Here is a 13628-nt window from a genome sequence, read left to right as displayed (position 1 = left end):
GGGGTGGTGTGCTGAGCGTCATGCATCTAGCCGAGCTGAACATCGCCCACATGCGCGCCCCGATCGACAGCCCCGAGCTGGCCGAGTTCGTCGCCGCGCTGGAGCCCATCAACACCCTCGCCGACGGCTATCCCGGATTCGTGTGGCGGATGAAAGAGAGCGACGAGGATCCGACCGCGACCCTCACCCACGAGTACGGCGACCACCTGCTGCTCAACTTCTCGGTGTGGGAGTCGCTCGACTCACTGTGGAACTACGTCTACCGCAGCGCCCATCTGGACGTGCTGCGCCGCCGCAGGGAGTGGTTCCTGCGGATGGCCGAGCCGTACATGGTGATGTGGTGGATCCCCGAGGGTCACATCCCGACCCTCGCCGAGGGCATGGCGCGCCTGGAACGCCTCAAGGCCGAGGGACCCAGCCCTGAGGCGTTCACGTACAAGGACTCCTACGACAGCAGCGAGGCCGCGCACCTGCCCGCCGCGGCCGAGGCCAGGAAGTAGGCCAGGTCCTCTTCCAGGGACCGGCCCATCGTCGAGAGCCTGACCGGCGAGTCGCGCAGCGCCTCGTGCAGGCCGCCGACCGGCACGGGCACCAGCTCGTGCCGGACGGCCAGCAGCTCGGACTGGTCCCTGACCCGTTCCCCGAACTCACCAGGCAGCAGCGGCACCGCCACCCGCGCCGGAGCCAGCGCGACGCGGCCGTAGGCGGTCAGCGAGTGGTGCGAGACGCCGAGGTGGCGCTCGCGCAGGTCGCCCTCGCTCACCCGCAGCGCCGCCACCGGGCGGCCGCGCAGCACCGCGGCGGCGTTGACCGCCTCGCCCGCCGAGACGCCCGAGAAGCCCCACCGCGTGCCCGTGCCGAGGTTGCCGGGTCCCTGCGTGACGATCGCCACGTCGGCCTCCAGCACGTGCCTGGCGGCCAGCAGGCCGGTATGGACGGTCACCGCCTCGACGTCGCCGCCGAACGCCTGTCCCGCCGTCACCACCCCGGCCAGCCAGTCGATCTCCCGCAACTTCGCGCAGGCCATCGAGAACCAGGCGGGCAGCGCGCCGCCGTCCTGCATCACGTAGGCGACGCGTACGCCCGGGCGCGCCTCGTACAGGCCGCACAGGATCGGCGCCAAGGCCGAGTGCAGGTCGGCGACCACCACCGGCATGCCGTCGACCGAGTCGGCCTCGCGCAGAACCTCGTGGAAGGGCGAGTCCTGCTCGTCAGCGCCGAGCACGGTGGCCTGCAACGGGGTGTAGCGGGCCTTCACCAGGTGCCCAGGTCCCTGCGGATCTTCCGGTAAACGGTTCGGGACTGCCACCACCATGGCGTAACCTCCCGTACCGAGACCCATCGCGAGTGCCGTCGTGTTGAGCAGGACCTCGTCGCCGGGTTCCGGACGGCCCACCAGGAGCGGATAGGCCAGTGCCCGGTACGTCCCGCCGGGTTCGACGCCCGGCTGGTGGTCCCCTCCGGAGACGGCGACGTCCAGTTCCATGGCTCCCGGCCACTCGCGCCGGATCCGCACGACCTCGCCCTTGCGCCATCTGATCACTCGGGCAGGGTAGCGTCGTTGAAGGAGGAGTGAGGCAGGATGTCGCGCCGCAAGACCGAGCGATTGCTGAACCTGGTGATCTGCCTGCTCGCCACCCGCCGCCCTTTGTCGGCCGAGCAGATCCGCCAGGCCGTCCCCGGTTATGACCGGGATGGCGACGAGGCGTTCCAGCGGATGTTCGAGCGCGACAAGAACGAGCTGCGCGAGATCGGCATCCCCATCGACGTGGTGCGCGACCCGTGGGAGGACGAGCCCGGCTACCGTATCGAGCGCCAGTCCTACGAGCTGCCGGAGATCACCCTGGAGGCCGACGAGGCCGCCGTGCTCGGCCTGGCCGCGCAGGTGTGGCAGCGCGCCAGCCTCGCCGAGGCCGCCTCCGGGGCGCTGCTCAAGCTGCGCGCGGGCGGCGTGGCCACCGACGAGACCATCGGGGCAGGGGCGCTGGAGCTGCGCCTCGACACCCGTGACCCGGCCTTCCCCGCGCTGTGGGACGCGGTGCGTGACCGGCGCCTGGTGCGCTTCGACTACCGCAGCGCCGGCAGCGAGAGCGTCCGCAGCCGCACCGTCGAGCCCTGGGGCGTGGTCAGCCGCCGGGGCCGCTGGTACCTCGCCGGGTTCGACCGCGGCCGCGACGCGCCGCGCGCCTTCCGGCTCAGCCGCATCACCGGGCAGGTCGCCACCGTCGGGCGGCCCGGCTCGGTCGAGGTGCCGCCCGGCGTCGACCTGCGGGCCATGGTCGGCTTCCCCGAGGAGCCGGTCGAAGGGCGCACGGCGGTCATCCGCGTACGTGAGGGCGCCTGCGAGGGGTTGCGGCAGCTGTCCACGGCCGAGCGTGTGGGCTCAGACGGGTGGGACGAGGTCGAGCTGGGCTTCACCGACCCCGAACGGCTGGCCGGCTGGATGGCCAGCCTGGGCGCCGACGTCGAGGTGGTCGGGCCGCCCGACGCCCGCGAGGCCGTCATCCGCCGACTGAAGGGAGCGCTGGCGTGAGTGGATCCGCCGACCGGCTGCCGAGGCTGCTCGCGCTGGTGCCGTACCTGATGTCGCACCCGGGCGCGCAGCTCGGCGAGGTGGCCGGGGTGTTCGGGCTGAGCGAGAAGCAGCTCATCGATGACCTGCAGCTGGTGTGGATGTGCGGGCTGCCGGGCCACACGCCCGGCGACCTGATCGACGTGTCGTGGGACGGCGGCGAGATCCTCATCGACAACGCCGACACCATCGCCCGGCCGCTGCGGCTGGGCATCGACGAGGCCAGCGCGCTGCTGGTCGCGCTGCGCATGCTCGCCGCCATGCCGGAGCTGGCCGAGGTGCCCGGTGACGCGCTGCCCCGGGTGGTCGCCAAGCTGGAGCGGGCCGCCGGGGAGGGCGCGGCGGCCGTCAGCAGCCAGGTCGCGGTCGACGTCGACGCCACCCCCGACGCGCTGCTGCGCGTGCGCGAGGGGCTGACCAGGCGGCGCCGCCTGTCGCTGCGCTACTACGTGCCGGGCCGCGACGAGGTGACGCCGCGCGAGGTCGACCCCATGCGGCTGGTCGTCGTCGACGGCCGCACCTACCTGGAGTGCTGGTGCTACCGGGCCGAGGCGATGCGGCTGTTCCGGCTGGACCGGATGCTCGGCGTCGAGGTGCTCGAGGTGGCCGCCGACCCGCCCGCCGAGGCCGAGCCGATCGACGTGGCGCAGGGCGTGTTCCGGCCCTCGCCCACCGACGAGCTGGTCGAGCTTGAGGTGACCGCCGCCGGGCGCTGGGTGGCCGAGTACTACCCGTGCGAGGAGGTCACCGAGCTGGGTGAGGGACGGCTGCGGGTGGCGCTGCGGGCCCGCGACGAGGACTGGCTGCTCAAGCTGGCGCTGCGCCTCGGCGACACCGGCAGGGTGCTCTCGCCGCCCGCGATGGCCGAGCGGGTGCGAGAGGAGGCCGAGCGGGCCCTGAGCCGCTACGCTCACCGGACATGACCTGGATCTTCGTGGCGGCCGGGCTCGGCGTCGCCGGGCTGGCCGCGCTCGGGGTCGTGGGTGTACGACTCCTGTCCGCCGCGCGTAGTCTGAGCAGTGAAGTAGCCGAGGCGCGGGCCCAGCTCGAGCCGCGGCAGGCCAGATTGAGGCACCGGGGGGATGAGACCAACCCTCCGGCAGCGTACGATCGTGGCTGAAACAGCACTCGCTCAAAAAGGACGTTTCATGGGAAACCTCGGACCCACTGAGCTTCTGATCATTGCCGGCGTGCTCGTCCTGCTGTTCGGTGCTAAGAAGCTGCCGGAGATGGCCAGGGGCCTCGGCAGGTCGATGCGCATCTTCAAGTCGGAGACGGCCAAGCTGCGCGAAGACGACTACGACGACCGGCCGGCCACGGTCGAGACGGCGACGCAGACGACCGCCCAGCCGCAGCCCGCGCCTCCGCAGCCCATCCACGCCGCGCCCGCGCTGTCGGTGGAGGAGCAGGCTCGCCAGTTGGAGGAGCAGGCCGCCAAGCTGCGCGCCAGCGCCGACAAGAAAGCCTGACCCTGCCCCTCCTCGCACTCCTGGGACTGCTAGATGGCGCTGCTCAAGAAGTCGAGCGGAGAAGGTTCGGCCCGCGATCCCGAGGGCCGCATGCCGCTCATGGATCACCTGCGGGAGCTGCGTAACCGGCTGCTCATCGCGACGATCGCGGTGGTCGTCGGCATCGTCATCGGCTGGATCTTCTTCGACCCCGTGTGGGCGATCCTCAAGGCCCCCTACTGCGACACCATCCAGTCGCAGCAACTCGTCAAGGGCCACTGCAGCCTGACCTACAGCGGCATCTTCCAGTCGTTCTTCATCACGCTGAAGGTGTCGGCGATGGTCGGCCTGGTGCTGGCCTCGCCGGTCTGGCTCCACCAGATCTGGGCGTTCGTCACGCCCGCGCTCTATCGCGCCGAGAAGCGTTACACGGTCGTGTTCCTGCTCCTGGCGATCCCGCTGTTCGCCCTGGGCGCGGTGCTGGCCTACATCATCATGCACACCAGCCTGGGCTTCCTGCTGGGCTTCTCGCTCGACGACACGGTCGCCACCATCGGGATCGACGACTATCTCGACTACGTCCTGATCATGATCGCCATCTTCGGGATATCGTTCGAGCTGCCGCTCTTCCTGGTGTTCCTCAACGTCATCGGGGCGCTGTCGCACGCGACGGTGGCCAAGCACCGGCGCATGGTCATCTTCATCATGTTCGTGTTCGGCGCGGTGATCACGCCGGGTGGCGATCCGTTCGCGATGATGGCCCTGGCCGCACCCATGATCGTCCTGTTCGCGGCGGCCGAGTTGTTCATGTACCTGCGCGAGCGGCGACTGCCCGCCGGCGAGAACTTCTCCCACCTGTCCGACGACGAGGCATCACCCCTGGAACAGGATTCCGATGCGGACCGATAGGCGATAAGTTCCGGGCGTGGCCCCTCAACTCGTCCTGCTCGTCAACCCCGCCGCCCGAGGCGGCCGGACGGTGCGCCTGCTCGGACCCGTGGCCCGGCGCCTGCGCGCGGGCGGCGCCGAGGTGTCGGTGATCGTCGGTGACAGCGCGGCCGACGCGCTGGAGCGTGCCTGCGCCGCCGTGGCCGAGCGCCCCGACGCCCTGGTGGCCTTCGGCGGCGACGGCCTGGTCCACCTGGCCGTGCAGGCCGTCGCCGGGACGGACGTGCCGCTCGGCATCATCCCCGCGGGCACTGGTAACGACATCGCCAATGCCCTGGGCGTGCCGCGCAAGGATCCGATCGCGGCGGCCCGTACGGTGCTGCGCGGCCGCTCCCGCCTGGTCGACGCCGCCCGCGTGCGCACGGGCCGGGCCGAGGAGCTGTTCGCCGGGGTGGTGTGCTGCGGGTTCGACTCCCGGGTGAACGAGCGGGCCAACGGGCTCACCTGGCCGCCGGGGATGGCCAGATACCTGCTGGCCACCGTCCAGGAGCTGCGGCGCTTCCGGCCCATAGCCTTCCGCGTCACCTTCGACGACGGCGAGCCGATCGAGCGGGAGGCCATGCTGGTCGCGGTGGGCAACACCTCCTCCTACGGCGCCGGGATGCGGGTCTGCCCCGACGCCCGGCCCGATGACGGGCTGCTCGACGTGATGATCCTGGAGGCGGTGTCGACGGCCGAGTTCGTCCGGGTGTTCCCGAGCGTCTATCGGGGCTCGCACGTCTCTCACCAGGCCGTGTCCGTCAGGCGGGTGCGGAGCGTGCGGCTGGAGGCGCCCGACGTGGTGGCCTATGCCGACGGGGAGCGGATCGGGCCGAGCCCCATCACGTGCGAGATCCAGCCGGGAGCGCTGCGGGTCATCACCTGAGATCCACCAGTTGCGGGGCGGGCGGGTCGGCGGGCAGCGCGGGGCTGGTCCTGAGGAAGGCGGCGAGCAGTACGGCGAGGGCCATCACGCCCGCCGCCGACAGGAACACCACGTGCACACCTGACAGCAGCGCGTCCACCACCCGTTCACGCGTCTCCGGCGGCACCGCCCTCGCCAGGCTCCCGGCCCGGGTTCCGGGCGGCAGGTGCGACTCGGTGGCCCGGTTCAGCACGATGCCGAAGATGGCCGTGCCCAGCGCCGAGCCGAGCACCTGGACGAAGCGGATCGACGTGGTGGCCACGCCGAGCTGGGAACGCGGTGCCGAGTTCTGCACGAGCATGACGACGATGCCCAGCACCATGCCGAACCCGACGCCCATCACGAACAGGTCCAAGCGCAGCGTCCAGGACGACGTGGCCGTCTCCAGGCGGCTCAGCAGCACCATCGCGGCCGTCACGCAGGCCATGCCCGCGATCAGGAACGGCTTGGTGTCGCGACCGCGCCCGATGAGCAGGCCGGAGATGGTGCCCGACACGACCATGCCGATCGCCATCGGGATGAGGTACAGCCCCGAGTCGGTGGCTTTGACGCCGGCCACCGCCTGCAGGTAGATGACCGTGTAGAAGATGCCGCCCGCCATGCCGAGGCCGGTCAGGAGCTGCAGCGGCAGGGCGATCCTGAGCGTCGGGTGGCGGAACATGGAGAAGGGCAGGATCGGCTCCGCCGCGGTGAGCTGGCGCCAGGCGAACGCGGCGAACAGCACCACGTCCAGGCCGGTGAGCGACAGTATCGTGGCCGAGTCCCAGGCGTAGGTCTTGCCGCCCCACTCGACGACCAGCAGCAGCAGGCAGGCCGCCGCCGCGATCAGCGCCGCTCCCGGATAGTCGATGCGGTGGCGCAGCCCGCCGTCGCCGAGCCTGATCGCGATGGCGGCCGAGACCAGGACGAACAGGCCGATCGGCAGGTTGAGGTAGAAGATCCAGCGCCAGGTGGCGTGGTCGGTGAACACGCCGCCCAGCAGCGGGCCCGCCACCAGGCCGAGTCCGGCGATGAGGCCGCCCGCGCCGCCCGCCGAGGCCCGCTGCTGGGGCGGGGTGAGGTGGGCGGCGACGATCATCGTGACGCTCATCAGGCCGCCGCCGCCGAGTCCCTGCACCGCGCGGAAGGCGATCAGCTGCCCCATGTCCTGAGCCAGCGCGCACAGCGCGGACCCGGCCAGGAACAGGCCTACGGCGCCCAGATAGACGTGCTTGGCGCCGTAGACGTCGCACAACTTGCCGTACAGGGGCAGGGCGGCGGTGGCGGCCAGGGAGTAGGCGGTCACCAGCCAGGGCAGCCGCTCCAGACCGTGGACGGGGTCGAGTTCGCGGACGATCGACCAGGACGCGGTCGCGACGATGTTCTGGTCCAGCACGGCCAGGATGAGCGTGAGGAGCACGCCGACCATGGCGATCCGTTTCTGCGCTTCGGTCATATTCGTAGACTGGGTCAAAATTTAGACCTAGTCAACTCCGTTAGGATGGGCGCTGTGGAAGAGGGGTTGCGCGAGCGCAAGAAACGGGAGACCCGGCAGAAGATCCACAACACGGCGATGGAGCTGTTCACCCAGCGTGGATTCGCCGAGGTGTCGGTCCTGGAGATCGCCGAGCGCGCGGGAGTCTCCAAGATGACCGTCTTCAACTACTTCCCCACGAAAGAGGACATCGTCCTCGACGTGATGGGGGAGGGCTTCAACGACATCGCCCAGATGGTGAGCGGCCGGCGGCCGGGTGAGTCACTGGTCGAGGGAGCGCGCCGCGAGTTCCTGGAGCGGCTGGCCCGCCACGCCCCCGAGACCGGGCTCGACGACGCTCCGGCCTACACGGCACAGCTGCAGCTGTTCAGGAAGACGCCCTCGCTGGCGGCCAGGCTGCTGATGTTCCACATCGCGGCCGAGGGGGCGATGACCGAGGCCATCGAGCGGGAGCGGCCCGGCGACCCGCGCGCGCCGTTCGCCGCCGGGCAGCTCTACGCGCTGCTGCGCACCCTGCAGGTGCAGAACAGCCGGCGCATCTACCTCGGGCAGAGCGCCGAGGAGGCATACCCCGACGCGGTCGCCGCGGCCAACGCCGGTTTCGACCTGCTGCGCGGGGGCCTGGGTGACTATCTGGCGGGCTAGCCGGGACGGACCGGAATAGCGATTTCGGTAGGGTGACGGGTATGACGAGTCCAGCGGAGCGGTACGCGGCCTTCCGCGAGAAATACGGGGACGACGGAGCCGCTCTCGGATCGTTCCGGGGCCTCTACGACTTCGAGCTCGACGACTTCCAGGTCGACGGCTGCCGCGCTCTGGAAGCGGGCGACGGGGTGCTGGTGGCCGCCCCCACCGGCTCCGGCAAGACGGTGGTCGGCGAGTTCGCCGTCCACCTGGCCCTGGAGCAGGGGCGCAAGTGCTTCTACACCACTCCGATCAAGGCGCTGTCCAACCAGAAGTACAACGACCTGGTCAAGCGCTACGGCACGGCCAAGGTCGGGCTGCTGACCGGCGACAACAGCGTCAACGGCGAGGCCCCGATCGTCGTCATGACGACCGAGGTGCTGCGCAACATGCTCTACGCGGGCTCGGCCACGCTGGGCGGGCTGGGCTACGTGGTCATGGACGAGGTCCACTACCTGGCCGACCGCTTCCGCGGTGCCGTCTGGGAAGAGGTCATCATCCACCTGCCCGAGTCGGTCCGGCTGGCGGCGCTGTCGGCGACGGTCAGCAACGCCGAGGAGTTCGGCGAGTGGCTGGGCGAGGTACGCGGCGACACCACGGTCATCGTCGACGAGCACCGGCCGGTGCCGCTGTGGCAGCACATGATGATCGGCAACCGCATCTACGACCTGTTCATGACCGACGACCTGACGCCGCGCATCAACCCCACGCTCATGCGGGTGACCCGCGACACCGAGCGGCTGACCGCCGGGCGCGGCCGGCGCGGCTACGGCCGGCCGCAGCGTTCGCGCCCGCCGGACCGCGCCCAGGTGATCGAGAAGCTCGACTCCGAGGCGCTGCTGCCCGCGATCACCTTCATCTTCTCCCGCGCCGGCTGCGACGCGGCCGTCCTGCAGTGCCTGCACGCCGGCATCCGGCTCACCGACGAGCGGGAGCGGCACGAGATCCGGCAGCTCGTCGACGAGCGCACCGCGCACCTGCCCGACGAGGACCTGTCCGTGCTCGGCTACCTGGAGTGGCGCGACTGCCTGGAGCGCGGCCTGGCCGCCCACCACGCGGGCATGCTGCCGGCCTTCAAGGAAGTCGTCGAGGAGCTGTTCACCCGCGGCCTGGTCAAGGCGGTCTTCGCCACTGAGACGCTGGCGCTCGGCATCAACATGCCCGCCCGCAGCGTGGTCATCGAGAAGCTCGACAAGTGGAACGGCGAGACGCACGCCGACCTCACCCCCGGCGAATACACCCAGCTCACCGGCCGGGCCGGGCGGCGGGGCATCGACGTCGAAGGCCACGCCGTGGTGCTCTGGCAGCCCGGCATGGATCCGTTGTCGGTCGCCGGGCTCGCCGGGACCCGCACCTATCCGCTGCGCTCCAGCTTCCAGCCTTCGTACAACATGGCCGTCAACCTGGTCGGCCAGTTCGGCCGCGAGCGCGCCCGCACGCTGCTGGAGGAGTCCTTCGCCCAGTTCCAGGCCGACCGGGCGGTCGTCGGGCTGGCCAAGCAGCTGCGCAAGCACGAGGAGGCGCTGGAGGGCTACCAGGAGGCGATGACCTGCCACCTGGGCGACTTCCCCGAGTACGCGGCGCTGCGCCGCCGCCTGACCGACCGCGAGGCCGAGCTGTCCAAGCAGCGCGGCGCCGCGCGCCGGGCCGCGGCCGTCAAGTCGCTGGAGGCGCTGCAGCCCGGCGACGTCATCCGTGTGCCGGGCGGGCGCCGGGCCGGGCTGGCGATCGTGCTCGACCCGGGGCGCAACCCACGCGGCACCGGCCCCAGCCCGCTGGTCCTGACGATCGGCAAGCAGGTCAAGAAGCTCGATCCGGCCGACTTCCCCGTCCCGGTCGAGCCGATCGAGAAGCTGCGCATCCCGAAGAACTTCAACGGCCGCTCGCCGAAGGAGCGCGCCAACCTCGTCTCCACGCTGCTGGCCAAGATCGGCGACCGCGACCTGGGCAAGCCCACCAGGGCCCGCGACCACGCCGTCGAGGACGAGGAGATCAACGAGCTGCGCCGGCGGATCCGCCAGCACCCGTGCCACGGCTGCGACGAGCGGGAGGACCACGCCCGCTGGGCCGAGCGCTACCACAAGCTGCAGCGCGAGACCGAAGGGCTGCGGCGGCGGGTCGAGGGCCGCTCGCACGTCATCTCCCGCACCTTCGACCGGATCTGCTCGGTGCTGGAGCAGCTCGGCTACCTGCACGACGAGGCCGTCACCGACGAGGGCCGCCGCCTGGGCCGCCTCTACACCGAGCTCGACCTGCTCACCGCCGAGTGCCTGCGCAGCGGGCTGTGGGAGCAGCTGGAGCCGGCGGAGCTGGCGGCGTGCGTGTCGGCGCTCGTCTTCGAGTCGCGCAACGCCGACGACGCCCGCCGCCCCAAGATCCCCGCCGGGCGGGCGCAGGACGCGCTGACGGCCATGATGCGGCTCTGGGGCGAGCTGGAGGGCATCGAGTCCGACCACGGGCTGTCCACGATCCGTGAGCCCGACCTGGGGTTCGCGTGGGCGGCGTTCCGCTGGACCAAGGGGCACAGCCTCGACGCGGTGCTCATGGACGGCATCAACGGCAACGAGCTGGCGGCCGGTGACTTCGTGCGCTGGGTGAAGCAGCTGATGGACCTGCTCGGCCAGCTGGGGCACGCCGCTCCGCAGGGGAGCAAGATCAAGCAAACCGCCGCCAAAGCCATGGACGCCATGCGCCGGGGGGTGGTCGCGTATTCGTCCCTGTCTTGATGCGTTGCGTCTCCGTCTTGATCTGTTGCGGCTCTGTCTTCAGGTCTAAGGGCCCTGTTGACCAGGGCCTTCCTGTCCGACTGACCGTCCGGTCAAGGTGATGTAGTGGGCTGTATACGCAACGTCACCATGAGGTCAGTTTCCGGGCGGTTCGGTGTGGAAATGCCCAGGTCGAAGCGGGTTTTGACAAGCCGGAGGTCGCCATGTTCGCTCTCATCGCCGCGGTGCTGTTCCTGCTCGCGCTGATCTTCGAGATCGCCAACGTCGCCGTGGGCGGCGTGCTCACGGCCACCACCCTCAGCACCGCCGGGCTGCTCTGCGTCGCGCTGCACCTGATGGGGCTGGGGGCAGCCTGGAAGCCCCTCAAGCGGTAGCCGGAACTCATGGAGCCGCGTGCGGGGCCTGGCCTCCTGCGCGCGGCTCCGTCATGTCAGGGGCACTGCTCTGTTACGCCAGGGTGAAGCGGACCTCGCGGGTGGCCGGGTCGGCCTGGGTCAGGCGTACCGAGACCTGCTCGCCCAGGGGGAGCGGGCCGTCGCAGCGGGCGATCACCGCCGGGTCGGCGATCTGGACCTGGCCGCCCTCGCGGCGCTCGTCGACGTCGATCACCATCGCGTCGAACGCCTGGCCGACGCGGTCGCGCAGCAGGAACGCCTCCACCAGGTCCACGCAGGCGCGCTCCACCGCGCCCGCGCGGCGACCGGTCCCGGACATGATCTCCGGCAGGCCCGTCAGCGCCTCCGTCACGTCCTGCGGCACCGGCTCGCCCGCGGCGATCGCCAGGCAGACCTCCGTCGCGTAGCGGTCGACCAGGCGCCGCAGCGGCGCCGTGACGTGCGCGTACGGCGCGGCCACCGCGGCGTGCTCGGCCAGCTTCGGCGGCTCGCCGTTGAAGGCCACGTAGCCGGCGCCGCGCAGCAGCACCCTCGACTCGTGCAGGAACGCCGCCTGCTGCGGGTTCTTCGGATCCAGGTCGTGGACCACGTCGCCGTAGGAGGCGCCGCCGGGCCACGGGACGCCCAGCGCGTCGGCCACCCGGCGTACCTTGTCCAGGTCGCCGGAGCGCGGCGCCGGCAGCACGCGCAGCACGCCGATCTCCGCGTCGAGCATCATCGAGGCCGCCGCCATGCCGGTGAGCAGGGAGATCTGCGCGTTCCACGCCTCGGCGGGCAGCGGCAGCCGGTATTCGAGGCGGTAGCCGTCGCTGTCGGGCACCACCTCCTGCTCCGGGGTGGGCAGGGTGACGCCGCCGCGCTCGCGTTCGAGCTCCAGCCGCAGCCTGCCGATCTCGGCCAGCAGACCGAGCGCGCCGCCCGCGGTGTCGGTGTCGATGGCCGCCTGCACGTAGGCGTAGTCGAGCCGCTCGCGGCTGCGTACCAGGGCCCGTTGTACGTCGGCGCCGACCGTGCGGCCCTCCGCGTCCAGGTCGATCCGCCACACCGCGGCCGGGCGGGTCACGCCGGGCAGCAGGCTGGCCGCGTCCTCCGACAGCACCTTCGGGTGCAGCGGCACCTTGCTCGCGGGCAGGTAGACGGTCTCGCCCCGGGTGCGCGCCTCGGCGTCGATCGCGCCGCCCGGCCGTACGAACGCGCCGACGTCGGCGATCGCGTACCAGACGCGGTAGCCGCCGCGCAGCCGCTCCAGGTGGACGGCCTGGTCGAGGTCCATCGAGCCGAGCGGGTCGATGGTGACGAATGGCAGCTCCGTCATGTCCTTGCCGCCGAACCTGGGCACCGACGCCACCCAGTCGGCCTCGTCCAGCACGGCTCTCGGGAACTCGCCGGGCAGCCGCTGCTCCCGCCGGATCCGCTCGAACCCGTCGTCTAGGCGGGCGGGGACGTCGCTGGGTACCCGGATGTTCGTCACAAGAGCAACCTATCGTCACAAGCTCCTCGGCCTGCTCCGCATGAACTCCTCAGCGTGGCGGTGGGGGCCTGGCGCGCGGTCATGCCTGGCCGAGTGCCTCCAGCAGGCGGTTGAGGGGGCTGTCGAGGCCGTACTGGTCGGCCAGCCGTACGAGGGAGTCGGGGTCGCGGGGCTTCTGCGGGAGCGTCAGGTCGGCCTCGGGCAGTGGCGCGTCCGAGGCGACCGCCACCACGGCGGGGGCGACCCGCAGGTAGTCGCGGGCGGCGGCCAGCTTGGTGCGGCTGCCCGCCGGGAAGCCGTCCGTGGCGCCCGTGTCGAGGGCGTCGAGCAGCGCGCCGAGCGAGCCGAACCGGGTGATGAGCGCGGCCGCCGTCTTCTCGCCGACGCCCGCCACGCCCGGCAGGCCATCGCTCGGGTCGCCGCGCAGCGTCGCGAAGTCGGCATAGGTACGGCCGGGAATGCCGTACTTGTCCGTCACGAACGCCTCGTCGACCGTCTGCAGGTTGCGGATGCCCCGCACGGTGTAGAGGACGCGCACCGGTCGGGCGTCGTCGACCAGCTGGAACAGGTCGCGGTCGCCCGTCACGATGTCGACCGCCCCGCCGGCGCGGTGGGTCAGCGTGCCGATCACATCGTCGGCCTCGTAGCCGGGCGCCTCCAGCCGGGCGATGCCGAGCGCGTCGAGCACCTGCTCGATGACCGCGATCTGCGGCACCAGCGCGTCGGGCACCTCCTCGACGTCGCCGTGGGCGACCCGGTGCGCCTTGTACGTCGGGATGGCGGCCACCCGGAAGGCGGGGCGCCAGTCGGCGTCCATCGTGGCGACCAGCTCGGTGGGGGAGTGGTGGCGCACCAGGGTGGCGATCATGTCGATGAGGCCGCGCACCGCGTTCACCGGCGAGCCGTCGGGCGCGGTGATCGACTCCGGGATGCCATAGAAGGCGCGGAAGTACAGCGACGGGGTGTCGAGAAGCATCAGCACCCGCCTATGGTCGCACCTCCGCAG

14 protein-coding genes are annotated in these 13628 nt (G+C 71.3%); 10 read left to right on the top strand and 4 right to left on the bottom strand.

Translation table 11 applies throughout. The annotated features are described in order from the left end of the window. Window positions 1-11: 11 nt before the first annotated feature. A complete protein-coding gene (locus AB0L53_RS17000; RefSeq protein ID WP_363994568.1) occupies window positions 12-500 on the top strand; it encodes a DUF3291 domain-containing protein in 489 nt (162 codons plus the stop codon). Here AB0L53_RS17000 and AB0L53_RS16995 read toward each other — a convergent pair. Next, window positions 446-1543 carry a DUF3866 family protein gene (locus AB0L53_RS16995; protein ID WP_363994149.1) on the bottom strand — a complete coding sequence of 366 codons (1098 nt, stop codon included), beginning with the start codon at window positions 1541-1543 and terminating at the stop codon, window positions 446-448. The genes AB0L53_RS17000 and AB0L53_RS16995 overlap by 55 nt on opposite strands. A gap of 39 nt (window positions 1544-1582) precedes the next feature. Here AB0L53_RS16995 and AB0L53_RS16990 point away from each other — a divergent pair, with 39 nt between their 5' ends. The 6 genes from AB0L53_RS16990 to AB0L53_RS16965 are packed head-to-tail and all read left to right on the top strand — an operon-like array spanning window position 1583 to window position 5833. Further along, window positions 1583-2533 carry a WYL domain-containing protein gene (locus AB0L53_RS16990; RefSeq protein ID WP_363994146.1) on the top strand — a complete coding sequence of 317 codons (951 nt, stop codon included), beginning with the start codon at window positions 1583-1585 and terminating at the stop codon, window positions 2531-2533. After that, entirely contained in the window at window positions 2530-3495 is a 966-nt protein-coding gene (locus tag AB0L53_RS16985; protein ID WP_357649564.1) for a WYL domain-containing protein, read from the top strand. Before AB0L53_RS16990 ends, AB0L53_RS16985 begins: the two co-directional genes overlap by 4 nt. After that, window positions 3492-3692 carry a hypothetical protein gene (locus AB0L53_RS16980; protein ID WP_358540770.1) on the top strand — a complete coding sequence of 67 codons (201 nt, stop codon included), beginning with the start codon at window positions 3492-3494 and terminating at the stop codon, window positions 3690-3692. The genes AB0L53_RS16985 and AB0L53_RS16980 overlap by 4 nt, the downstream gene beginning before the upstream one ends. Window positions 3693-3720: 28 nt before the next feature. Then, window positions 3721-4041: a Sec-independent protein translocase subunit TatA gene (gene tatA, locus AB0L53_RS16975; RefSeq protein ID WP_363994143.1), complete on the top strand. Its 321-nt coding sequence runs from the start codon at window positions 3721-3723 to the stop codon at window positions 4039-4041. A gap of 33 nt (window positions 4042-4074) precedes the next feature. Next, window positions 4075-4929 carry a twin-arginine translocase subunit TatC gene (gene tatC / locus AB0L53_RS16970; RefSeq protein WP_358540774.1) on the top strand — a complete coding sequence of 285 codons (855 nt, stop codon included), beginning with the start codon at window positions 4075-4077 and terminating at the stop codon, window positions 4927-4929. A gap of 16 nt (window positions 4930-4945) precedes the next feature. Beyond that, entirely contained in the window at window positions 4946-5833 is an 888-nt protein-coding gene (locus tag AB0L53_RS16965; protein WP_363994139.1) for a YegS/Rv2252/BmrU family lipid kinase, read from the top strand. Here AB0L53_RS16965 and AB0L53_RS16960 read toward each other — a convergent pair. Beyond that, window positions 5826-7307, bottom strand: a complete 1482-nt coding sequence (locus AB0L53_RS16960) for an MDR family MFS transporter (RefSeq protein WP_363994136.1) — start codon at window positions 7305-7307, stop codon at window positions 5826-5828. The two genes, AB0L53_RS16965 and AB0L53_RS16960, sit on opposite strands and share 8 nt — an antisense overlap. A gap of 54 nt (window positions 7308-7361) precedes the next feature. On the opposite strand from AB0L53_RS16960, the gene AB0L53_RS16955 reads away from it, so the two are divergent. The 3 genes from AB0L53_RS16955 (at window position 7362) to AB0L53_RS16945 (ending at window position 11130) form a co-directional block, all read left to right on the top strand. Further along, entirely contained in the window at window positions 7362-7991 is a 630-nt protein-coding gene (locus tag AB0L53_RS16955) for a TetR/AcrR family transcriptional regulator (RefSeq protein WP_363994133.1), read from the top strand. 41 nt (window positions 7992-8032) lie between these two features. Further along, window positions 8033-10756, top strand: coding sequence for a DEAD/DEAH box helicase (locus AB0L53_RS16950; RefSeq protein ID WP_363994131.1), 2724 nt, complete (start codon window positions 8033-8035; stop codon window positions 10754-10756). 203 nt (window positions 10757-10959) lie between these two features. Then, complete coding sequence (locus AB0L53_RS16945; RefSeq protein ID WP_357951746.1) at window positions 10960-11130, top strand: hypothetical protein; 171 nt, start codon at window positions 10960-10962, stop codon at window positions 11128-11130. Between the two features lie 73 nt (window positions 11131-11203). Here AB0L53_RS16945 and AB0L53_RS16940 read toward each other — a convergent pair whose 3' ends face one another. Further along, complete coding sequence (locus tag AB0L53_RS16940; RefSeq protein WP_363994128.1) at window positions 11204-12622, bottom strand: RNB domain-containing ribonuclease; 1419 nt, start codon at window positions 12620-12622, stop codon at window positions 11204-11206. A gap of 79 nt (window positions 12623-12701) precedes the next feature. Next, complete coding sequence (locus AB0L53_RS16935; protein ID WP_363994565.1) at window positions 12702-13598, bottom strand: 5'-3' exonuclease; 897 nt, start codon at window positions 13596-13598, stop codon at window positions 12702-12704. Window positions 13599-13628 lie beyond the last annotated feature (30 nt).

Source organism: Nonomuraea sp. NPDC052129, assembly GCF_040680095.1.
Classification (GTDB): domain Bacteria; phylum Actinomycetota; class Actinomycetes; order Streptosporangiales; family Streptosporangiaceae; genus Nonomuraea.
Note: the sequence above shows the minus strand (reverse complement) of the source record. Positions and strands in the feature narration are given on the sequence as shown.